Genomic DNA, 21,333 nt, shown 5'->3' with positions numbered 1-21,333 from the left:
CAACGCAGGTCGCAGACTTTCCCCATGACTACTTCGACCCTCACCCCACAGACGACCTCCTCGGTCGCCGACCTGTTTCTCGCCGCGCTGATCCGGCGCGACTTCGCCGCGATGGCGTCCTACCTCGCCCCCGAGGTCACGCTGCGTGGCCTGATCCCACCCGGCCCGTTCACCGCGGTCGGCCCCGATCCGGCGATCGCGCGCTTCCGCGGCTGGTTCGGCGGACCCGACGACTTCGCCGTCGTCGACTCCGGCCGCGAACGCATCGGCGACAAGCTCGCGATGCACTGGCTGGTCCGCATGCGCCCGGCCACCGGCACGCCTCGCGTCGCCGACCAGCGCGTCTTCCTGACCACCACCGACGACGCGATCACCGCCATCGACTTGCTGTGCTCGGGTTGGCAGCCCACCGACTGACCTCCAGCCACGGGCAATACCACGCCGACTGACGACTCCGAGCCCGCGCGGGTGCTATCCGGACTCCCGCGCCAGCTCGTCGATCCATCGTTCCAGCCGGGCGCCCTCGGTGACCATCAGTTGCGGGTCGCGGAACGTGTTGGTGAGCAACGAGATTCCCTGATAGGCGGCCACGAAGGCAACGGCGAGCTCGGCGGCGTCGGCGCGACCGAGGGCGGCGAACTGTTCGCGCGCCCACTCCACCAGCAGCCCGATCACGCGTGCGGGCTGTCCCCCGAAGGCGTCCTCGCGCTTGTCGAGTTCGGCGGCGAGTGAACCGGTCGGACAGCCGAAACGCGCCGCCATCTCACGTTGTTCGACCCAGCTGCGCACCATGGCCTTCAGCTTCTCGGCAGGCCCCGGCAGTTCGGCGAGTTCGGTGACGGCGCCCGACAGCACCTGCGCGTGCAACTCGATGACCGCGGCGATGAACTGATCCTTGGTCTTGAAGTAGTAGTAGACGTTGCCGACCGGGACGTCGGCCTCGCGCGCGATATCGGCGATCGTCGTCTTCTCGATGCCCTGCTCGTAGAACACGCGCATCGCCGCTTGCACCAGGCGTTCCCGCTTCCCGATCTTCGGGCTGAGCTGCGCGTCCGATTTAGTCATACAACTAACTATAGACAGAGCGCGGTCGGTGGGATACCTTTGCGTCCAGCAGTCAGTCAGCCAACTAACTAAGGATTCAGATGATCGTCGTCACCGGAGCAACCGGCAATATCGGCAGCACCCTGGTCGGACTACTCGTCGACGCGGGAGCACAGGTCAGGGCGGTATCCCGCGGCATGCGCCCCGCCGACCTGCCGGCAGGTGTCGAGCACACGGTCGCCGACCTGGGCGATCTCGACAGCCTCTCCCCCGCGCTACAGGGCGCTGACGCGCTGTTCCTGCTGATCACCGGCGAGCAGCTGATGACCGGCCCCGAGCCTGCCCTGCTGCTGAAAACCGCCGCGGACGCCGGCATCCGCCGGGTCGTCTTCGTCTCCTCGCAGGGCGCGGTCACCCGCCCACAGTCCGACGGCTACGCCCGGACCATCGCGTTCGAACAGGCCCTCGCCGAATCCGGCCTGGAGCGGACGGCCCTGCGCCCTGGTGCGTTCTTCTCCAACACCTTCGCGTGGATCGAACCGGTGCGCACCCAGCGGGTCGTCCCCGCACCGTTCGGCGACATCGGTTTGCCGGCGGTAGACCCCGCCGACATCGCCGCCGTCGCCGCCGTGGCACTGCGCGAAGAGGGCCATCACGGCCGCGCCTACACCCTGACCGGGCCCGCCGTGATCACCCCGCGCGACCAAGCCGCGGCGGTGGCCGAAGCGATCGACGCCCCGATCACCTTCGTCGAGCTCACCGTGGACGAGGCCAAGCAGAACATGCTGCGCTTCATGCCCGAGCCGGTCGCCGACCACACACTCACCATCCTGGGCATGCCCACAGCGGACGAACAGCAGGTCAGCCCTGATATCGAGGAGGTACTCGGTCGACCGGCCACAACCTATGCGCAGTGGGCGAGGCGCCATCGGGCGATGTACGCCTGACCGGAACGCCGGGCGCCCTCGTCAGCCGATATCGACCGGGTCGATCTGCACGCGCAAGGGCGCGTCGGAGCGGTGCGAACTGCGGACGGCCTGGGCCGCGGTGAGGGCGCGGGCCAAGGGAGCGCCGTCCGAGCGGGCCACCCGCAGCAGCATGCGTTCGACCTCGGCGGGAGAATCGTTGCCGGAGAACGGTTTACGGGCCGTCGGCGGAAGCGGTACCGGGCCGAGGATCTCGGTACCGTCGGGAAGTGTGGTGGCGTCGAGTAATTCCGCGATCGACGCGGTGGTGCCGTCGATGGCGGCGAGCCGGACCGCAGGCGGAAAGCCGACCTCCGCGCGGGCCTCCAGCTCGGCGGCGGCATGGTTGACGGGGTCCCACCGGACCAGCGCCTGGACGGTGGCGAGGGACGGCTCGGCCATGACGATGACCTGGCCACGGGGGCGGACCAGGGCGGCCGCCCCCATCCACCGGCGCAGGGTGTCCTCGCTCGCGCGCAGGTCGGCGCGACCGAGCAGCGCCCAGCCGTCGAGCAAGAGCGCGACGCCGTAGCCACCGCGAACGAGGGGTTCCGCTCCGACGGTGGCGACGACCACCTGGGCGCCTGGTTCGACCGTGTCGAGCACTTCCCCACCACCGGAAGCACGGATCGGGACGCCCGAGAACGCACGCCCGAGCTCTTCGGCGGTGCGGGCCGCGCCGATCACCGTCGCCCGCAGCGCTCGCGCACCGCAGGCCTGGCAGCGGAACGCGGCTTCGGTGATGCCACACCATTTGCACTGCGGGCTCGCCGCTTCGCCATTGCCGGAATGCGGTAACGCCAACGGTCCGTTGCAGTGCCGGCAGCGCGCGGGGGTACGGCATTTCGCACAGGCCAGCGACGGAACGTATCCTCGCCGCGGCACCTGGACGAGCACCGCCGCGTTCTCCTTGATCGCGGAGCGGGCGGCCGCGAACGCGACGCCGGGCATCCGCACCGAGCGGGCCAGCGCGTCGCGTTCCAGGGCGTAGTCACTGTCGCCGGGCGCGCTGATCCGGGGCGTCACCTCACGCAGCGTCTGACGATCGGCGAGAAGGTCACGCGCCCACCCGGATTCGACCACCGCCTGGATTTCGGCTGTCCGCGCGAAACCGGCGGCGACGAACGCGGCGCCTGTCTCGTGCGCCCGCAACATCGCCACTTCGCGAGCGTGCGGATACGGGGAACGCGGCTCGGCGTAAGTATCGTCGCCGTCGTCCCATATCGCGATGAGCCCGAGGTCACGTGCCGGCGCGAAGACGGCCGCGCGGGTCCCCACCACAATCCGCGCCTGCCCACGCAACACCGCCAGCCACCGCCGATACCGCGCCGCAGGCCCCAGCCCGGCCGACAGCCCGACAGCCGAATCACCCACCAGCGCAACACATTCGGCGAGCAACCGATCGAGGTCCCGCTGGTCCGGCACCATCAGCACCGCACTGCGACCGGCGGCCACCACCGTCGCCGCCGATTCCGCCAGCCGGGCCGCCCAGTCCTCCCCCGGCAACGCCTGCCACGCCGCCCGCACACCCTTCCCCTGTGCCAGCGCGCCGACGAACCCCATACCGTGCGCATACCGGCCCCAGGCCGACGCGTCGACCTCGATGTGCGATTGCGCCGCGGCCGAGATGTTCGCACCGGTGGAGCCGTCCATACCAGTGGAGCTGTCCGTGTCGGCCGAGCGCGAAAGATGCTCACCATCAACAGCTTCCGGTGCCGAGTCGCCCACGGCACCCGCACCTTGCGCTTCGGCGATGGGCGGATCTTCCGGCGGAGACGTCGAATCATCGGCGGTGTCACCAGCTCCAGCCGCCGAACGCGTCGATTTCTTCACGACATCGGACTTCTTCGCACCGCCGGTTTCGGTGCGGGCGTGGCGCGGCGGGATGGCAAGACGCAGGACATCAGCGCGAGTTCCCGCATAGCGGCCGGCGACAGCGGTGGCCAGGCGCAGAATGTCCGGGGTGAGGACGCGTTCGGCGGAGACCACTCGTTCGAGCGGCATCATCTTGCCGTTGTGGTCGCTGCGCGGAAGACGTTCGAGCAGGTATCCGTCGACGAGGCGACCGGCGAAACGCACGCGCACGCGCACGCCGGGCTGCGCGATCTCGTCCAGGTCAGCGGGGACGAGGTAGTCGAAGTCGCGGTCGAGGTGGGCAGGCGACAGCAGCGGGAGCACCCTCGCGATGGGGTGTCCCGCTGCTGTCGATGTTTCGCCCGCTGCCACGCGGTCCGTGGGTATTACAGGCCGACGGCCGCGCGCAGCTTGTCGGCGCGGTCCGTGTGCTCCCAGGGCAGGTCGACATCGGTGCGGCCGAAGTGCCCGTAGGCGGCGGTCGGCGCGTAGATCGGGCGCAGCAGGTCGAGATCGCGGATGATCGCGCCCGGACGCAGGTCGAAGACCTCGGAGATGGCGGTGGAGATGCGGGTCGGGTCGACCTTCTCGGTGCCGAAGGTCTCGACGAACAGACCGACCGGGGCCGACTTGCCGATCGCGTACGCGACCTGCACCTCGACACGGTCGGCCAGACCGGCGGCCACGACGTTCTTGGCGACCCAGCGCATGGCGTAGGCGGCCGAGCGGTCGACCTTCGACGGATCCTTGCCGGAGAACGCGCCACCACCGTGACGGGCCATGCCACCGTAGGTGTCGACGATGATCTTGCGGCCGGTCAGGCCCGCGTCACCCATCGGGCCACCGAGGACGAACTTGCCGGTGGGGTTCACCAGCAGGCGGATGTCGGAGGTGTCGAGGCTGGGCAGGTTCAGATCGCCGATGACGGCGTCGACGACCTTCTCGCGGATATCGGGTGCCAGGAGGTTGTCCAGGTCGATATCGGCGGCGTGCTGGGTGGAGATGACCACCGTGTCGAGGCGAACCGGGCGGTCGCCGTCGTATTCGATGGTGACCTGGGTCTTGCCGTCGGGACGCAGGTAGGGCAGCACACCCGACTTGCGGACCTCGGTGAGCTTGCGCGAGAGCCGGTGCGCGAGCGCGATCGGCAGCGGCATCAGCTCGGGCGTGTCGGTCGTCGCGTAGCCGAACATCAGGCCCTGGTCGCCGGCGCCCTGGCGCTCGATCGCATCGTCGGAACCGCCGACGCGCGCCTCGTGCGAGGTGTCGACACCCTGGGCGATATCGGGCGACTGGGCACCGATCGCGATGTTGACACCGCAGGAGTTGCCGTCGAATCCCTTTGCGGAGGAGTCGTATCCGATCTCGAGGACCTTCTCGCGCACGATCCGCGGGATGTCGGCGTAGGCGGAGGTGGTGACCTCGCCCGCGACATGGACCTGCCCGGTGGTGACCATGGTTTCCACCGCGACCCGGCTGCTCGGGTCCTCCGCGAGCAAGGCGTCGAGGATGGAATCGCTGATCGCGTCACAGATCTTGTCCGGATGCCCCTCGGTCACGGACTCACTGGTGAATAGCCGACTACCTGTCGTACGCACAGTTATTCCCTCTCCCTCAACGGGTTACTCGTTCGGCTTGTGACGGTAACTTCTCGGTGCTACCGCGCAACCCTTCTCATCAAGACTATTCCAAACCACCGACATGGTGGCGAGTAAGTACCAAGCCACACCGCGAACACCTGCACGCGCGGTAGACTGCACGACCCTCGTTGCCGCGCAACCGTTTTCGCGCGACATCGACGCGAACTCCCGGTCAGCGCAGCAGCGGTACCAGCGCGTCGAGCACCCGGCTGGCCAGCAGCGCCTTCGAACCGTGATCGAGAGCAGCCTCGGTGCCGTCGGCACCGAGCAACCAGCCGTCGTTGGTGTCGACCTCGAACGCCTTGCCCTCCCCGACCGCGTTGACCACGAGCAGATCGCAGCCCTTGCGGGCCAGTTTCGCGCGGGCGTGGGTGAGCACGTCGCCGTTGTCGTCACCGGTCTCGGCGGCGAAGCCGACGATCGCGGTACCGGCGAGCCGTCCCTCGGTGCGGGCGTCGACCAAGCCGGCGAGGATGTCCTCGTTCTTGGTCAGCGGGATCACGTCGGGTTCGTCGGCGCCCTTCTTGATCTTCGCTGCGGCCACGTGGGTCGGACGGAAATCGGCGACCGCGGCCGCCATGATCACCGCGTCGGCGCCGAGCGCGTGCTTGTCGACCGCGGTCTTGAGCTGGTCGGCGGTGGTGATGTGGACGAGTTCGACCGCGGCGGGCGGCGCGAGCTCGATCGTGTTGCCCGCGATCAGCGTCACCTGGGCGCCGCGCTGGGCGGCGACCCGGGCCAGGGCGTAGCCCTGCTTGCCGGAGCTGCGGTTGCCGAGGAAGCGGACCGGGTCGAGGGGTTCCCTCGTGCCACCGGCGGTGATCACCACGCGGCGACCGGTCAGGTCGCGCGGCAGCGCGTCGGCACGTTCGAGCAGCAGCGAGGCCAGACCGAAGATCTCCTCCGGCTCGGGCAGCCGTCCCGGACCCGTATCGGTGCCGGTGAGCCGGCCCGACGCGGGTTCCATCACGTTGGCGCCGTGCGCGCGCAGCGTCGCGACATTGGCCACCGTCGCCGGATGCTCCCACATCTCGGTGTGCATCGCGGGCGCGAACAGCACCGGACATCGAGCCGTCAGCAAGGTGGCGGTAAGCAGATCGTCGGCGCGCCCCTGTGCGGCGCGCGCCATCAGATCCGCGGTGGCGGGGGCGATGACGACGAGATCGGCCTCCTGGCCGATCCGGACATGCGGTACCTCGGGCACGTCGGCGAACACCGTGGTGTGCACCGGCTGACCGGACAGCGCCTCGAAGGTCGCCCTACCGATGAACTGGAGAGCCGACTCGGTGGGAATCACCCGCACCTGGTGTCCGGTCTCGGTGAAACGGCGAACGAGGGCACACGCCTTGTAGGCGGCGATGCCCCCGCCGACCCCGACGACGATCCGCATGGTCTTTACGCCTCCGGACTAGAGATTGTCACTCGCCCTCGGTGTGTTCGAGCAGGTCGGAGTGGATTTCGCGCATGGCGACCGACAGCGGCTTCTCCTGCAGACCCGGCTCGACGAGCGGGCCGACGTACTCGAGGATGCCGTCACCGAGCTGGTTGTAGTAATCGTTGATCTGACGGGCGCGCTTGGCCGCGTAGATCACCAGGGCGTACTTGGAGGACGTGCGCTCGAGCAGCTCGTCGATCGGGGGGTTGGTGAGGCCGATCGGAGTGTCGTACGCGGGTACTGCGGTGATGTCCGTGCTCACTAGGGGTGGCTCCTGCGGGTTAGTGGGTCAAGAACTCGAATTTGTGCTAACGAACAACGATACCAACTGCTCACAAGCGGTCGTTACCTCGCTGTTCACGATGACCGTGTCGAACTCGTCACAGGCCGCCAATTCGACCCGAGCCGTCTCGAGCCTGCGCTCGATCACCTCGGGCGTCTCGGTGCCGCGCGAACGCAACCGCGAGACCAGTTCCTCCCAGCTGGGCGGCGCGAGAAACACCAGCAGTGCTTCCGGCATCGCCTGCCGGACCGACCGTGCACCGGCCAGGTCGACTTCGATCAGTACTGAAAGTCCGCTCGCCAGCGCTTCTCGGACCGGGGCGGCGGGGGTGCCCGATCGCTGCAACCCCCCATGGATGTCTGCCCATTCGAGCAGTTCGTCCGCCGCGATCATGGCGTCGAACTCGACTCGGGAAACGAAGCGGTAATCAAGACCGTCGACCTCGCCGGGACGGGGGTCCCGGGTGGTGGCCGACACACTGAAAACCAGTTCGGGCAGGCGTTCCCGCACGCACCGAACGACCGTGGATTTACCCACGGCCGAGGGGCCGACCAGTACTACCAGCCGGCCCTTCCGCGTGTTTTTGTCCACCAGACTTTAGGCGTCGAAGTCGAAGCGGGTGAGCAGCGCTGCGCGCTGCCGGGCACCGAGACCACGGAGACGACGCGTAGGCGCGATCTCCAGCTCGGTCATGATCTCCGCCGCCTTGACCTTGCCCACCTTCGGCAGAGCCTCGAGCAGCGCAGAAACCTTCATCTTGCCGAGAATCTCATCGGACTCGGCATCGGTGAGGACCTGCTTCAGGTTCGTTCCACCGCGCTTCAGGCGCTCCTTGAGCTCTGCCCGAGCGCGGCGAGCGGCAGCCGCCTTCTCCAGAGCAGCGGCGCGCTGCTCATCAGTCAGCTGGGGAAGGGCCACGGGTTCCTCCGTCTCATCGTTCATTGCCAGATCTACCGCCGGTTACCCGGACGGTCTGTGCGACCGTACCCACGGTGCGCGCCGATTGCGAACCCGACCCCCAGGTCAGGGCAGGATTACGCATGCCGTATGGCGCGCGCGGACCCGATGCGGTGACGGCTGATTCCGCTGTCCCGATCGTACAGTCGAATTCCTAAAATATCCCCTCACCTGCGGTTATACCGATATGGGCGATGATAGCCACCAGGTAGCGTGAGTGCCGGGTGCCGCCCCGGCAAACCCGGTGGCGCGCGACCAGCGGGTTTCCTGAAAAAGCCCGCGTGTCGCCCGATTTCGCACAGCGTGTCGTCACGATCGGGCCCGAAACTGGTCGAGAACCGCGCCCGACGCGGTCGCTACGACGTCGTCGATCCAGTCCGGAATCGGGGCGGCACGGGCGATGTAATCACGGACCAGACCGTACGGAATCGCCTTCACCGCGGCGCCCGCGATGGCCAGCGAGCGGTCGTCGGCGACCCCGAATTCGGTCACCACGGCAGTCAGCAGCGCGGCGTTCATCCCGTCGTTGACACCGGCGATCGCGGCCCGCAGATCCTCGGCACCGACCTCGAGCAGTTCGTCGCGATGGAACATCTTCATCGCCCGCGCCTCGGTCGGGTGCGCGCGACAATAGCGCGGCAGAAACGTGGCCGCGGCCAGCAGCGGCGCGGGGCCGGTCAGTGCCGTGATGAAGCCCTCGTGGAATCGGCGGATCGACCGCAGCCACAGGCGGGCGAGCAGTTCGTCACGTGAGGCGAAACGCACATAGATCGACCCGGCGTGCACGCCGGCGGCCCTGGTGATCGCCGTGACGGTGGGCCGGGTGATGGCGGGGTCGGCGAGCAGGTCGCGCGCCGCGTCGAGCATCTGCTCATCGGTGAAAAGGCGGGGTCTTGCCACCGGATCAGCCTAGTGGCACAGTTTATGAATATGGATTCAAGAACAAGATTTCCCCTCGCCGGAACCCTCCTGACATTCATCGGCACGGTGCACACCGCGCTCGGCGTCGCTGTGTTCGCCGCCGGCGATCAGGACGTCGAGCTCACCTTCTGGTTCACCGAGTTCGGCGTGGTCAGCGTCGGTTTCGGCCTCGCGATGATCGCGCTGGAGCGCGCACTGGGGTACGTGGCCGGCACAGTGCTGCTCGTGCTCGGCGTCGCGACGGTATTCGGTCTCGCGTTCATGCCGCTGTCGGGGTTCATCACGGTGCTGCTGCCGCTCGGCGTCGGCGTCTTCGGCTGGTGGCGGGCCAGGAACGCGCGGGCCACGGCCTGAGCGGTCAGCCCTGCGCCGCACCCTCCCGCAGGTGTTGCAGGATGGCGAGTACCCGCCGGTTGTGCGCCTCACCGACCGGCAGATCCAGCTTGGTGAAGATCGCGTTGATGTGTTTCTCGACGGCACTGCGGGTGACGTAGAGCTGTCCGCAGATCGCCGCGTTGCTCAGACCCTGCGCCATGAGTTCGAGCACCTCGCGTTCGCGCTCGGTGAGCCGGTGCAGTGGCGAGTCGGCACGATTGTGCAGCAGGAGCTGACGAACCACCTCCGGGTCGAAGGCTGTGCCGCCCGCACCCACCCGATCGACGGCGTCGAGAAACGAGCCGATCGCGGCGACCCGGTCCTTGAGCAGGTAGCCGATGCCGCCGGTGCCGGTGAGGAACTCCGCCGCGTGCCTGCGCTCGACGTACTGCGACAGCACCAGGACGGCGACCCCCGGCTGGTCGCGACGGATTTCCAGGGCCGCTCTGATCCCCTCGTCGACATGGTCGGGGGGCATCCGCACGTCGGCGATGACCAGGTCGGGCGGGCGCACTCGCACGGCGGCGAGCAGTTCGGTCCCGGTGCCGACGGAGTCCACGATCTCGTGCCCCTCCGCGGTGAGCAGCTGGGCCATGCTCTCGCGCAGCAGCGCGGAGTCCTCGGCCAGGGTTATCCGCACGGAACCTCCACGGTGATGATCGTCGGGCCGCCCGGCGGGCTGGCCACCGTCATGGTGCCGTCCAGTGCGGTGACGCGGGTGGCAATGCCGGTCAGGCCGTGTCCGGTGGGGTCGGCGCCGCCCTGCCCGTCGTCGTGTACCCGCAGGCGCACGATCGATCCCACACGGTGAACGCCGACCTCGACGGCCGTGGCGCCGGAATGCTTGATGGCGTTGGTGATCGCCTCGCTGGCGGTGAAGTAGCAGGCCGACTCGACCGGGCGGGGTGCGCGTTCGCCGAGGTCGACGGTCAGTCGAGTCGGAATCGGGGTGCGGTCGGCGAGAGCTTCGAGGGCGGCGCGCAGGCCGTCGCGGGCGAGCATGGCCGGGTAGATCCGCCAGGAGACCTCGCGTAGTTCGTCGAGGATGTGCCCGGTCTCGGCGATCGCACGCCGGCGCAGGTCGGCGCGCCCGTCCTCGTCGGACGCGCGGTCCATCCGGCCGAGCAGGATCGACAACGCGACCACCCGCTGCTGCACACCGTCGTGCAGATCGCGTTCGATCCGGCGGCGTTCGTCGTCGATCACCTCGACCATCTCGGCGCGGGTGGTGGTGAGCTGGGCGACCCGCTGCGCCAGTTCGTCCTGTCCTGGGCGCGTACTGCGCCGCAGACACCAGGCTTCGGCGCGCACCACTCCGAGCAAGCCCTGCACGGCCAGGAAACAGAGCACCGCTCCGGGAAGCGCCAGCACGGTGACCGTCGCCCAGGTGACCTGCCCGGGTTCGGTCGCGTCGATGATCGGCACCGCGGCGCCGGTGGAGGCGCCGTAGACCAGGGCCACCGCGACGATCACACCCAACCCCGACAGGGCCAGCACCAGCGCACCGAGCACGCCGACCAGCGCGCGAACAGCCAGGTACCCCGCGGCGCGCGGTCCACTCGGCACGCCGTTCGACCGCACGCCGAGCAACCGGGTGAGGCGCCGGTGCTCGCCCCGGGCGATCCGCTCGGTGAGGCCCGCCGCGATCGGCGCGGCGAGGACACCGAGCAGGTCTAGCGGCACAGTGAGCACGCCGAGCAGATATCCCGCGACCGGTGCGGCGACGCGTTTCGACCGCGCCGGGGAGGTGCTCATCGCCCAATTCTCGCGTGCGCCTGCCGCTGACGCACGCGCCGCACGACGAACACGGTCGCGGCCACGAGGACGGCGGCGATCACCGCCTTCTGCAGGATGCCCGCGTAGGTCTCGACGACGTGCCAGTTCTCGCCGAGGAGGTAGCCCGCGAACACGAAGATCGCGTTCCACACCAGGCTGCCCGCCGTGGTCAGCAGCGTGAACCGGCCGAGGGGCATGCGTTCGACACCGGCGGGAATCGAGATCAGACTGCGGAAGATGGGGATCATCCGGCCGAAGAAGACGGCTTTGTCGCCGTGGCGGGCGAACCAGTCCTCGGTGCGGTCCAGGTCGGACAGCCGGACCAGGGGTAGCCGGTCGACGATGCGGCGCAGGCGGTCTCGCCCGAGCGCGGCGCCGAGTCCGTAGAGGGCGAGCGCGCCGGCCACCGAGCCGAGAGTGGTCCACAGCAGGACCTCGGCCAGGCTGAATCGGCCGCGACCGGCGGTGAAGCCCGCCAGTGGCAGGATCACCTCGCTGGGCAGCGGAGGGAAGAGGTTCTCGAGTGCGATCGCGAGGCCGGCGCCGAAGCCTCCGAGCTGTTCCATCAGCTGGACGGCCCAGCCCGCGATGCCGGTCAGTTCGGTCGAATTCCCTGTCGTATCCATGCTTTCGACGCTAGGGAGCCCGGGCGCTGTGATCAGTAGCGTCAACCACCCGGTCGACGCGGTACGACCGCAGTCGCAGGGTCGGGTTTTCCGCACCCCCGTCGCGGGGCCTGCACCATCGATACGGTCCGAGTAGCTACTTAGCGTCGAAAGCTGTGCGACAGAAACTCTTTCGGTCCACAGTGGTCGCTGTGGGCACCGTTGTGACGGCCACGGTGGTGGCCGCTCTCGTCCTCGTGACGGCACGGTGGCGGATCGTCGGGGATGCGGTCGAGGCCACGGCGCGCTGGAACGACACCGACGTGGTGGTGCGGGTTTCCGACGGCGAGCGGCAGCGCGAATGGCACCACGAAGGCAGCACCGCCGGGCAGACGGGTACGCCGGGACCGCACAGCAGGTTCCGGATCGGCAGCATCACCAAGACCTTCGTCGCCACCGTGGTGCTGCAACTGGTCGACGAGGGCAGAGTCGAGCTCGACGGCCCGATCGCCGCGCAGCTGCCGGAGCCGATTCCGGGCGGTGACCGGATCACGGTGCGGCAGTTGATGAATCACACCAGCGGGCTCTACGACTACATGAAGGAACCGGGCATGTCGACGAACCGGTGGCGCGGTGACGACCGCTTCCGCGCGCACGCGCCGCGCGCTCTGCTCGCCACCGCGATGCGCCACGACCCCTATTTCGCACCGGGTGCCCGCTTCCGGTACTCGAACACCAACTACATCGCGCTCGGCCTGCTGATCGAGCACGTGACCGGCCACCGCTACGGCGACGAGATCCGCGAGCGTGTCCTCTCGCCGCTGCGGTTGACCGCCACCACCGTGCCCGGCGACAACCCGCGGGTCCCCGGGCCCGCCCTCACCGCGCACCGCGACATCGACGGTGCCGGACGCGTGGATGTGACCGAGATGAACCCCTCACTGGACTGGGCCGCAGGCGAAATGATCTCCACCACAGCCGATCTCGACGCGTTCTTCGCCGCACTGCTCGGTGGGCGCCTGCTGAGCCCCGCGTCGTTGGACCGGATGCGGGAGACGGTCCCGATGGGCATGGGTTTCCACTACGGCCTCGGCCTGCAGCGTTTCGAACCTCCGTGTGGCGCCGACCTGTGGGGACACGGCGGTGAACTGCTCGGCTACGTCTCGTACGCGTTCCGTTCGACCGGCGGCCGGTCGCTGACGATGGTTCTCGGCTCGGCGGCGTCCTCGGACGCACTGTCGCTGTTCGCCACGGTCACCGCCACCTACTGCCTCGCCTGACGGAGTTCTCGCCTCACAGTGGGGCGCGACGACGACGAGGCCGGGGCAGCGTGTCGCTACCCCGGCCCGCGATGGCGTTCATCAGCGCTGCAGGAAGGCGAACTCCTCCTGCAACTGAGCCGTCTTGTCGCACAGCGCCGTCACCGACGGACCCGCGTTGAGAACCTCGCGCGACACCGCGGGGACGGCGGCGGCGAAGTTCGCCTCGGTGACCAGGGCGCGGATGGAGTCAGCCCCCCCGCCCTGAGCGCCGACACCGGGCATCAGGATCGGGCCGTTGAGGGCCGACAGGTCGGGCGCCTCGGTGAGCGTCGCACCGACGACCACGCCGACGGAACCGAAACCGGACCCGGCATTGCGGGCCGCGGCCTCGTCGACCATCGTCTGCGCGATGGTGCGCCCGTCCGCGGCGGTGATCCGCTGCAGTTGCGCCCCTTCGGGATTCGAGGTCGCCGCGAGCACGAAAACCCCGCGGTGATTGTCCTTCGCCAGGCTCAGAGCCGGGTCGAGGGAGCCGAAGCCGAGGTACGGCGACACCGTCACAGCGTCCGAACCCAGCGGTCCGTCGCCGAGCCAGGCATGGGCGTAGGCATCCATGGTGGAGCCGATGTCGCCACGCTTGGCATCGGCCAGCACCAAGGTGCCCGAGGCCCGTAGCACCGAGATGGTGCGCTCGAGCACCGCGATGCCGCCGGACCCGTAGGTCTCGAAGAACGCGACCTGCGGCTTCACCAGGGCGACCCGCCCGTCGAAGGCCTCGACGCAGATCTCGGCGAATGCCTCGAGCCCGTCGACGTCTTCGGTGAGCCCCCACGCCCGCAGCAGCGCGGGGTGGGGGTCGATGCCGACGCACACGGGTCCGAACTGCCGCATGGCGTGCTGCAACCGGTGACCGAAGCTCATGTCAGCCACGCAGTTTCGAGTGCAGTTCCTGCAGCGAGCGCACCCCGATACCGCCGTTGATGCCGGCCTCGATGCCCTGCACCGCCGCGGCAGCGCCCTGCACGGTGGTGATGCACGGGATGTTCGCGCCCACGGCGGCGGTGCGGATCTCGTAGCCGTCCACGCGGGGGCCCGAGTTGCCGTAGGGGGTGTTGAACACGATGTCGATCTCGCCGTCGCGGATCTGCTCCACGATCGAGGCCTCCGGCATGCCGGTGGCCGGATCGGTGGATTCCGGATCCGAGTGCTTGCGTGCCTGTTCGCACGGAATGCCGTTGCGGCGCAGGGTTTCCGCGGTGCCCTCGGTGGCGAGGATGCGGAAGCCCAGGTCGTGCAGACGCTTGATCGGGAACACCATGGCGCGCTTGTCGCGGTTGGCGATCGAGACGAACACGGTGCCCTCGGTCGGCAGCGAGCCGTAGGCGGCGGCCTGGCTCTTGGCGAAGGCGGTGCCGAAGTCGGCGTCGATGCCCATGACCTCACCGGTGGACTTCATCTCCGGGGAGAGCAGCGAGTCGATGCCGGAGCCGTCGGCGCGACGGAACCGGTGGAAGGGCAGCACGGCTTCCTTCACCGCGACCGGCGCGTCCAGCGGCACGTGACCGCCGTCGCCCTCGGGCGGCAGCATGCCTTCCTTGCGCAGGTCGGCGATAGTGGCGCCGAGCATGACGCGCGCACACGCCTTGGCCAGCGGAACCGCGGTGGCCTTGGAGACGAACGGAACCGTCCGGCTCGCCCGGGGATTGGCTTCCAGGACGTAGAGCACGTCGTCCTTGAGGGCGTACTGCACGTTGAGCAGGCCCTTGACGCCGATGCCCTTGGCCAGCGCGATGGTGGAGCGACGAACGGCCTCGATGTCGCTGCGGCCCAAGGTGATCGGGGGCAGCGCGCAGGCGGAGTCACCGGAGTGGATACCGGCCTCCTCGATGTGTTCCATCACGCCGCCGAGGTAGACCTCGTCGCCGTCGCACAGCGCGTCGACGTCGATCTCGATGGCGTCTTCGAGGAATCGGTCGACCAGCACCGGGTGGTCCGGGTTCAGCTCGGTGGCGCGGGAGATGTAGCCCTCGAGGGACTGCTCGTCGTAGACGATCTCCATGCCGCGCCCGCCCAGCACGTAGGACGGGCGGACCAGCACCGGGTAGCCGATCTCGTTCGCGATCTTCTTGGCCTGGGCCACCGTGGTGGCGGTGCCGTACTTGGGCGCGGGCAGTCCGGCGGCGACGAGCACGTCACCGAATTCGCCACGGTCCTCGGCCAGGTCGATCGCGGCCGCGGAGGTGCCGACCACGGGCACGCCGGCGTCGGTGAGCCGCTGCGCCAGACCCAGCGGGGTCTGTCCGCCGAGCTGCACGATCACACCGGCGACGGTGCCCGACTCGGCTTCGGCGTTGTACACCTCGAGGACGTCCTCGAAGGTGAGCGGCTCGAAGTAGAGACGATCGGCGGTGTCGTAGTCGGTGGAGACGGTCTCGGGGTTGCAGTTGACCATCACGGTCTCGTACCCGGCGGCCGACAGGGTCTGTGCCGCGTGCACACACGAGTAGTCGAACTCGATGCCCTGACCGATGCGGTTCGGGCCCGAGCCCAGGATGATGACCTTCTCGCGCTCACGCTGCGGCGCGACCTCGGACTCCGCGCCGGGATCCAGCTCATAGGTGCTGTAGTGGTACGGGGTCTTGGCCTCGAACTCCGCGGCGCAGGTGTCGACGGTCTTGTAGACCGGGCGCACCTGGAGGCGGTGACGCAGCGAGCGCACGCCCGCCTCGCCCGCCAGCTCGGGGCGCAGTGCCGCCAGCTGACGGTCCGACAGGCCGTAGTGCTTGGCGCGACGCAGCAGATCCTCGTCGAGGACGGGCGCGTCGAGAACTTCCAGACGCAGCTCGACCAGGCCGAGCACCTCGGCGACGAACCACGGGTCGACACCGGAGGCCAGCGCGACCTCTTCGACACTCGCGCCGTAGCGCAGTGCGCGTTCGACCTGGTAGATGCGACCTTCGGTGGGCACGCGCAGGTCGGCGAGGATGGCTTCGATCGCCTCGCGCACCGAGGCCGGATCGCTGGGATCGGCCGGGGCCCACTGGCCGTCGTCGGTGGTCCAGAAGCTGGCGGCCTTGGTCTCGAGCGAGCGCAGTACCTTGCCGAGTGCCTCGGAGAAGTTGCGGCCCATCGACATCGCCTCGCCCACCGACTTCATGGTGGTGGTCAGCGTGGCGTCGGCGCCGGGGAACTTCTCGAACGCGAACCGCGGCGCCTTCACCACGACGTAGTCGAGGGTCGGCTCGAACGATGCCGGGGTCTCGCCGGTGATGTCGTTGACGATCTCGTCGAGGGTGTAGCCGATGGCCAGCTTGGCGGCGATCTTGGCGATCGGGAAGCCGGTGGCCTTCGACGCCAGCGCCGAGGAGCGCGAGACGCGCGGGTTCATCTCGATGACGATCAGGCGACCGTCGGCCGGGTCCACCGCGAACTGGATGTTGCAGCCGCCGGTGTCGACGCCGACCTCGCGCAGGATCGCGATGCCCAGATCGCGCATCTTCTGGTACTCGCGGTCGGTGAGGGTCATCGCGGGGGCGACGGTGACCGAGTCACCGGTGTGCACACCCATCGGGTCGACGTTCTCGATCGAGCAGACGATGACCACATTGTCGTTGCGGTCGCGCATGAGCTCGAGCTCGAACTCCTTCCAGCCGAGGATGGATTCCTCGATCAGGACGTTCGCGGTCGGCGAGGCGGACAGGCCGCCACCGGCGATGCGGTCGAGGTCTTCCTCGTTGTAGGCCATGCCCGAGCCGAGGCCACCCATGGTGAACGAGGGACGCACGACCACGGGGTAGCCGAGGTCGGCGACGGTCTCGCGCACCTCGTCCATGGTGTAACAGACGGCGCTGCGAGCACTCTCGCCGCCGACCTTGGCGACGATGTCCTTGAACTTCTGCCGGTCCTCACCGCGCTGGATGGCGTCGAAGTCGGCGCCGATCAGCTCGACGTTGTACTTCTGCAGCACACCGTTCTCGTGCAGCGCGACGGCAGTGTTGAGCGCGGTCTGCCCACCGAGGGTGGCCAGGATGGCGTCGGGGCGTTCCTTCTCGATGACCTTCTCGACGAACTCCGGGGTGATCGGCTCGACGTAGGTGGCGTCGGCGAACTCCGGGTCGGTCATGATGGTCGCCGGGTTGGAGTTCACCAGCGACACGCGCAGTCCCTCGGACCGCAGCACCCGGCACGCCTGGGTACCGGAGTAGTCGAATTCGCACGCCTGGCCGATCACGATCGGGCCAGAGCCGATCACCAGGATGTGCTTCAGATCCTCGCGGCGAGGCATCAGGCTCCTTCCATGAGACCGGCGAAACGGTCGAACAGATATGCGGCGTCGTGCGGGCCTGCGGCGGCCTCGGGGTGGTACTGCACCGAGAAGGCGCGGCCGTCGATCAGCCGGACCCCTTCGACGGTGCCGTCATTGGCGCAGATATGGGAGACCTCGGCCTTGCCGAACGGGGTGTCGAACACCTCGCCGCGCTCGCCCTCGAGGGCGAAGCCGTGGTTCTGGGCGGTGATGGACACGCGGCCCGTGCCCTCTTCGATCACCGGGATGTTGATGCCGCGGTGGCCGAACTTCATCTTGTAGGTGCTGCGGCCCAGTGCCCGGCCCAGGATCTGGTTGCCGAAGCAGATGCCGAACAGCGGGATTCCGCGCTCGAGCACGCCCTGGGTGAGCGCGATGGCGCCGGTCTGGGTGGCCGGGTCGCCGGGGCCGTTGGACAGGAACACGCCGTTGGGGTTCAGCGCGAGAATGTCGTCGAGGGAGGTGTTCGACGGCACCACGTGGGTGCGCACGCCGCGCTCGGCGAACATACGCGGGGTGTTGGTCTTGATGCCCAGGTCGACCGCGACGACAGTGAACCTGTGGTCGCCCACCGGTTCGATCGTGTACATCGCGTCGGTGCTGACCTCTTCGGCGAGGTCGGCGCCCAGCATCGAGGCCTGGCCGTTGACCCGCGCGAGGAGTTCCTCGTCGGCGGCCAGCGCGGCGCCGGAGAAGATGCCCGCCTTCATCGAACCGCGGCTGCGCAGGTGGCGGACCACCGCGCGGGTGTCGATGCCGGCGATGCCGACCACGTCCTGGCGGTCGAGCTCGTCGGTCAGCGTGCCGGTGGCGCGCCAGTTGGAGGAAACCCGCGAGGGGTCGCGCACGGCGTAACCGGCGACCCAGATCTTGGCGGACTCGTCGTCCTCGTCGTTCCAGCCGGTGTTGCCGATCTGCGGGGCCGTGGCCACCACGATCTGACGGGCGTAGCTGGGATCGGTCAGGGTTTCCTGGTACCCGGTCATCGCCGTGCAGAACACGGCCTCACCGAGTGTCTGTCCCTCGGCGCCGAAGGCGGTACCGCGGAATACGCGGCCGTCCTCGAGCACCAAGGCTGCCTTTACTGTGCTCATTCATCGTCTCCCGTCGTCACCCTGGTCGCATCCGCAGTCCATGCCGGGTACACCGTCTTGTCGTCGCCCCGGAAACCGGTATCGATCTCGGTTCCGGTCGGCAGTGTCCAGCGAATTACCAGCACACCATTTTCCGTCATCACTTTGCCCGCGTGCCCACGTTCGGTACGCACGGCTGTCACCGATTCCTGCGGAATCCAGATCACCGTGGCGCCGTCGCGTTCGAGCAGAATTCCGCGTTCGAACCGCGTCAGTTCGGCGGTCGCCCGGAAGCCCAGGTCACCGACCGCGATCCGGTCCTGCCAGCTGGGCGCGATGGTGCTGCCCAGGTACATGCCGGTGGTCGGTTCCAGTAGTTGTGCGCCCAGTTCGGCCGGCACCGTCGGCAGTTCGCCGATCCGTGCCTGCTGTCGCGTGGCCTTCTTCTGCCAAGCCCGGTACATCAGCCACAGGCACACAATGAAAAATGCCAGCAGCCCGACTACCCACAGCGTTCTCTCCACGTCCTGGCCTCCCTAGATCCCGACCGCCTTGCCCTCGCGGGCAGTTACCCGGCCGCGCAGCACAGTGGCTGTGACCTCGGCCGGGAACGTCATGTCCTCGAACGGTGTGTTGTTCGAGATACTCGCCAGTTCGGCGCCGCGCACCGTCCACTCGGCGTCGGGGTCGATCAGCGTGAGGTTGGCCGGCTCGCCGACCGCGATCGGGCGGCCGTGGTCGTCGAGGCCGACGATCGCGGCGGGCTTCTCGCTCATCACCTTCGCGACGCCGCGCCAGTCGAGCAGGCCGGGCTGGACCATCGTCTGCACGATGATCGACAGCGCCGTCTCCAGGCCGAGCATGCCGGGGCGGGCGGCCGCGAATTCGCAGCACTTGTCCTGTTCGGCGTGCGGAGCGTGATCGGTGGCGACACAGTCGATGATGCCGTCGGCCAGGGCCTGGCGCAGGGCTGCCACGTCGGTGGATTCGCGCAGCGGCGGGTTCACCTTGTTGACCGCGTCGTAGGTCTCCAGGCGCGAGTCATCGAGCAGCAGGTGGTGCGGGGTGACCTCGGCGGTGATCGAGATGCCCTGGGACTTGGCCCATTTCACCAGTTCGACGGTGCCCGCGGTGGAGGCGTGGCAGATGTGCACGCGGGCGTTCGCGTCGCGGGCCAGCAGTGCGTCACGCGCGACGATCGACTCCTCGGCGGCGCGCGGCCAGCCGTGCAGTCCGAGGCGCGCGGCGTTGGGGCCTTCGTGCGCGATGGCGTTCTTGGTCAGGCGCGGTTCCTCGGCGTGCTGGGCGATGAGCACTCCCAGCGAGTTCGCGTATTCGAGGGCGCGACGCATGATCAGCGGGTCGTCGACGCAGTGGCCGTCGTCGGAGAACATCCTGACCTGGCCGATACCGGCGGCCATGGTGCCCATCTCGGCGAGCTGTTTGCCCTGGAGGCCGACCGTGACGGCACCGACCGGAAACACGTCGACGAGGCCGACTTCCTGGCCGCGGCGCCACACGTGGTCGGTGATGACGACCGAGTCGGCGACCGGGCTGGTGTTGGCCATCGCGAACACCGCGGTGTAACCGCCCAGTGCGGCGGCGGCGGAACCGGTTTCGATGGTCTCGGTGTCTTCGCGGCCGGGTTCCCGCAGGTGCGTGTGCAGGTCGACGAAGCCGGGCAGCAGGATCTGGCCGTTGCCCTCGATCACCTCGGCATCGTCGGACGCCGTCAGACCGGTGCCGATATCGGCGATGCGGGTGTCGCGCACCAGGACGTCGACGGGGTCGCCTTCACCGTAGGGCTTGACGTTCTTGATCAGCAGCTCACTCATACCGTTTCCTCCTGACCGACGAGCAGCCGGAACAACACGGCCATCCGCATGTGCACTCCGTTCGAGACCTGCTGCAGCACAGCAGACTTCGGCGAATCCGCGACCGCGGAGGCGATTTCCATACCGCGCAGCATCGGGCCGGGGTGCAGGACCACCGCGTCGTCGCCGAGCAGGGCGAGCCTGCGCTCGGACAGTCCGTAATTGATCGAATATTCGCGGGCCGACGGGAAGAACCCGCCGTTCATCCGCTCCGCCTGCACCCGAAGCATCATTACCGCGTCGGCGCCGGGCAGTTCCGCGTCCAGCGAGGACGAGACCCGGCAGGGCCAGGCCTCCACGCCGACCGGCAGCAGCGTGCGCGGCGCCACCAGGACCACTTCGGCACCGAGGGTGTTGAGCAGGGAGACGTTCGAGCGGGCGACCCGGCTGTGCAGGATGTCGCCGACCAGCACGATCCGCTTGCCCTCGACGTCGCCGAGGCGCTGGCGCAGAGTGAGGGCGTCGAGCAGGGCCTGAGTGGGGTGCTGGTGGGTGCCGTCACCCGCGTTGATGATCGACGGGGCGACGCGGTTCTCCTCGCGCGCCCACTGCTCCATCCAGCGCGCGATCTGGTGCGCGGCGCCCGAGGCCGGGTGGCGCACGATCAGCGCGTCGGCGCCCGCCGCGTGCAGGGTGAGGGCGGTGTCGCGCAGCGATTCACCTTTGGAGACAGAGGAACTCGACGCGCTCACGTTGATCACGTCGGCACTCATCCACTTGCCCGCGACCTCGAAGGACACGCGGGTGCGGGTGGAGTTCTCGTAGAACACCGTCATCACGGTGCGCCCGCGCAGGGTCGGCAGCTTCTTCACCTCGCGGCCGAGCAGGGCCTGTTCGAAGCGCTCGGCCTCGTCGAGGAGTTCGGTGGCGGTGCCGCGATCCAGGTCGGCAACCGTCAGCAAATGCTTCACGCCTCCACCTCGCTGACGCTCGGCTCCGGCGTGAACCATTGGATGGCTGTGT

At 68.6% G+C, this 21,333-nt stretch carries 21 protein-coding genes; 4 read left to right on the top strand and 17 right to left on the bottom strand.

All coding sequences use genetic code 11. The features are described 5' to 3' along the window. Positions 1-24 precede the first annotated feature (24 nt). Complete coding sequence (locus ACFULV_RS29945) at positions 25-417, top strand: nuclear transport factor 2 family protein (protein WP_378662492.1); 393 nt, start codon at positions 25-27, stop codon at positions 415-417. Between the two features lie 54 nt (positions 418-471). On the opposite strand, the gene ACFULV_RS29940 is transcribed toward ACFULV_RS29945, so the two are convergent. Next, the gene (locus tag ACFULV_RS29940; RefSeq protein ID WP_378662485.1) at positions 472-1,065 is read right to left on the bottom strand and encodes a TetR/AcrR family transcriptional regulator; all 594 of its coding nucleotides are present in this window, start codon (positions 1,063-1,065) and stop codon (positions 472-474) included. Between the two features lie 80 nt (positions 1,066-1,145). On the opposite strand from ACFULV_RS29940, the gene ACFULV_RS29935 reads away from it, so the two are divergent. Next, positions 1,146-1,991, top strand: a complete 846-nt coding sequence (locus ACFULV_RS29935) for an SDR family oxidoreductase (protein ID WP_378662483.1) — start codon at positions 1,146-1,148, stop codon at positions 1,989-1,991. Positions 1,992-2,012: 21 nt separating this feature from the next. On the opposite strand, the gene ACFULV_RS29930 is transcribed toward ACFULV_RS29935, so the two are convergent. The 7 genes from ACFULV_RS29930 to ACFULV_RS29900 form a co-directional block, all read right to left on the bottom strand. Beyond that, positions 2,013-4,235 carry a primosomal protein N' gene (locus ACFULV_RS29930; protein ID WP_378662480.1) on the bottom strand — a complete coding sequence of 741 codons (2,223 nt, stop codon included), beginning with the start codon at positions 4,233-4,235 and terminating at the stop codon, positions 2,013-2,015. A 14-nt stretch (positions 4,236-4,249) separates the two neighbouring features. Further along, the gene (gene metK, locus ACFULV_RS29925) at positions 4,250-5,461 is read right to left on the bottom strand and encodes a methionine adenosyltransferase (RefSeq protein ID WP_101467096.1); all 1,212 of its coding nucleotides are present in this window, start codon (positions 5,459-5,461) and stop codon (positions 4,250-4,252) included. A gap of 214 nt (positions 5,462-5,675) precedes the next feature. After that, positions 5,676-6,893: a bifunctional phosphopantothenoylcysteine decarboxylase/phosphopantothenate--cysteine ligase CoaBC gene (gene coaBC, locus ACFULV_RS29920; RefSeq protein ID WP_378662477.1), complete on the bottom strand. Its 1,218-nt coding sequence runs from the start codon at positions 6,891-6,893 to the stop codon at positions 5,676-5,678. Between the two features lie 28 nt (positions 6,894-6,921). Next, positions 6,922-7,200: a DNA-directed RNA polymerase subunit omega gene (rpoZ, locus tag ACFULV_RS29915; protein ID WP_056810542.1), complete on the bottom strand. Its 279-nt coding sequence runs from the start codon at positions 7,198-7,200 to the stop codon at positions 6,922-6,924. A gap of 27 nt (positions 7,201-7,227) precedes the next feature. Continuing rightward, positions 7,228-7,812: a guanylate kinase gene (gene gmk, locus ACFULV_RS29910; RefSeq protein WP_056810544.1), complete on the bottom strand. Its 585-nt coding sequence runs from the start codon at positions 7,810-7,812 to the stop codon at positions 7,228-7,230. 6 nt (positions 7,813-7,818) lie between these two features. Further along, positions 7,819-8,139, bottom strand: coding sequence for an integration host factor, actinobacterial type (gene mihF, locus ACFULV_RS29905; protein ID WP_056815410.1), 321 nt, complete (start codon positions 8,137-8,139; stop codon positions 7,819-7,821). Between the two features lie 348 nt (positions 8,140-8,487). Then, positions 8,488-9,078, bottom strand: a complete 591-nt coding sequence (locus ACFULV_RS29900; protein WP_378662474.1) for a TetR/AcrR family transcriptional regulator — start codon at positions 9,076-9,078, stop codon at positions 8,488-8,490. A 30-nt stretch (positions 9,079-9,108) separates the two neighbouring features. Between ACFULV_RS29900 and ACFULV_RS29895 the strand changes: the two genes are divergently transcribed. After that, complete coding sequence (locus ACFULV_RS29895; protein ID WP_378662471.1) at positions 9,109-9,453, top strand: DUF6463 family protein; 345 nt, start codon at positions 9,109-9,111, stop codon at positions 9,451-9,453. A 4-nt stretch (positions 9,454-9,457) separates the two neighbouring features. Here the strand turns inward: ACFULV_RS29895 and ACFULV_RS29890 are convergent, their stop codons facing one another. The 3 genes from ACFULV_RS29890 to ACFULV_RS29880 are packed head-to-tail and all read right to left on the bottom strand — an operon-like array spanning position 9,458 to position 11,876. Next, positions 9,458-10,114, bottom strand: coding sequence for a response regulator (locus ACFULV_RS29890; protein WP_378662468.1), 657 nt, complete (start codon positions 10,112-10,114; stop codon positions 9,458-9,460). Next, the gene (locus ACFULV_RS29885; protein WP_378662465.1) at positions 10,105-11,229 is read right to left on the bottom strand and encodes a histidine kinase; all 1,125 of its coding nucleotides are present in this window, start codon (positions 11,227-11,229) and stop codon (positions 10,105-10,107) included. The genes ACFULV_RS29890 and ACFULV_RS29885 overlap by 10 nt, the downstream gene beginning before the upstream one ends. Next, on the bottom strand, positions 11,226-11,876 hold the full coding sequence (locus tag ACFULV_RS29880) for a DedA family protein (RefSeq protein ID WP_378627024.1): 651 nt from the start codon (positions 11,874-11,876) through the stop codon (positions 11,226-11,228). The genes ACFULV_RS29885 and ACFULV_RS29880 overlap by 4 nt, the downstream gene beginning before the upstream one ends. 191 nt (positions 11,877-12,067) lie before the next feature. On the opposite strand from ACFULV_RS29880, the gene ACFULV_RS29875 reads away from it, so the two are divergent. Then, positions 12,068-13,135: a serine hydrolase domain-containing protein gene (locus ACFULV_RS29875; protein ID WP_378662462.1), complete on the top strand. Its 1,068-nt coding sequence runs from the start codon at positions 12,068-12,070 to the stop codon at positions 13,133-13,135. A gap of 81 nt (positions 13,136-13,216) precedes the next feature. Here ACFULV_RS29875 and pyrF read toward each other — a convergent pair whose 3' ends face one another. The 6 genes from pyrF to ACFULV_RS29845 are packed head-to-tail and all read right to left on the bottom strand — an operon-like array spanning position 13,217 to position 21,281. After that, positions 13,217-14,038 (bottom strand): orotidine-5'-phosphate decarboxylase, encoded by an 822-nt coding sequence (gene pyrF / locus ACFULV_RS29870; RefSeq protein WP_378662506.1) that lies wholly within the window; start codon positions 14,036-14,038, stop codon positions 13,217-13,219. 1 nt (position 14,039) lies between these two features. After that, complete coding sequence (gene carB, locus ACFULV_RS29865; protein ID WP_378662459.1) at positions 14,040-17,402, bottom strand: carbamoyl-phosphate synthase large subunit; 3,363 nt, start codon at positions 17,400-17,402, stop codon at positions 14,040-14,042. Beyond that, a complete protein-coding gene (gene carA, locus ACFULV_RS29860) occupies positions 17,402-18,517 on the bottom strand; it encodes a glutamine-hydrolyzing carbamoyl-phosphate synthase small subunit (protein WP_378662456.1) in 1,116 nt (371 codons plus the stop codon). Before carA ends, carB begins: the two co-directional genes overlap by 1 nt. Beyond that, positions 18,514-19,020, bottom strand: a complete 507-nt coding sequence (locus tag ACFULV_RS29855) for a transporter (protein WP_378662455.1) — start codon at positions 19,018-19,020, stop codon at positions 18,514-18,516. The genes carA and ACFULV_RS29855 overlap by 4 nt, the downstream gene beginning before the upstream one ends. A gap of 12 nt (positions 19,021-19,032) precedes the next feature. Then, a complete protein-coding gene (locus ACFULV_RS29850) occupies positions 19,033-20,331 on the bottom strand; it encodes a dihydroorotase (protein WP_378662452.1) in 1,299 nt (432 codons plus the stop codon). Next, the gene (locus ACFULV_RS29845) at positions 20,328-21,281 is read right to left on the bottom strand and encodes an aspartate carbamoyltransferase catalytic subunit (RefSeq protein WP_378662449.1); all 954 of its coding nucleotides are present in this window, start codon (positions 21,279-21,281) and stop codon (positions 20,328-20,330) included. Before ACFULV_RS29845 ends, ACFULV_RS29850 begins: the two co-directional genes overlap by 4 nt. Positions 21,282-21,333: the final 52 nt, after the last annotated feature.

The organism is Nocardia sp. NPDC057272 (assembly GCF_042668615.1).
Lineage (GTDB): Bacteria > Actinomycetota > Actinomycetes > Mycobacteriales > Mycobacteriaceae > Nocardia.
Note: the sequence above shows the minus strand (reverse complement) of the source record. Positions and strands in the feature narration are given on the sequence as shown.

Coding starts and splice junctions, on each gene's coding strand:
- ACFULV_RS29945 (WP_378662492.1), top strand. CDS start 25: ATGACTACTTCGACCCTCACCCCACAGACGACCTCCTCGGTCGCCGAC.
- ACFULV_RS29940 (WP_378662485.1), bottom strand. CDS start 1,065: ATGACTAAATCGGACGCGCAGCTCAGCCCGAAGATCGGGAAGCGGGAA.
- ACFULV_RS29935 (WP_378662483.1), top strand. CDS start 1,146: ATGATCGTCGTCACCGGAGCAACCGGCAATATCGGCAGCACCCTGGTC.
- coaBC (WP_378662477.1), bottom strand. CDS start 6,893: ATGCGGATCGTCGTCGGGGTCGGCGGGGGCATCGCCGCCTACAAGGCG.
- ACFULV_RS29895 (WP_378662471.1), top strand. CDS start 9,109: ATGGATTCAAGAACAAGATTTCCCCTCGCCGGAACCCTCCTGACATTC.
- ACFULV_RS29885 (WP_378662465.1), bottom strand. CDS start 11,229: ATGAGCACCTCCCCGGCGCGGTCGAAACGCGTCGCCGCACCGGTCGCG.
- ACFULV_RS29880 (WP_378627024.1), bottom strand. CDS start 11,876: ATGGATACGACAGGGAATTCGACCGAACTGACCGGCATCGCGGGCTGG.
- pyrF (WP_378662506.1), bottom strand. CDS start 14,038: ATGAGCTTCGGTCACCGGTTGCAGCACGCCATGCGGCAGTTCGGACCC.
- carB (WP_378662459.1), bottom strand. CDS start 17,402: ATGCCTCGCCGCGAGGATCTGAAGCACATCCTGGTGATCGGCTCTGGC.
- carA (WP_378662456.1), bottom strand. CDS start 18,517: ATGAGCACAGTAAAGGCAGCCTTGGTGCTCGAGGACGGCCGCGTATTC.
- ACFULV_RS29850 (WP_378662452.1), bottom strand. CDS start 20,331: ATGAGTGAGCTGCTGATCAAGAACGTCAAGCCCTACGGTGAAGGCGAC.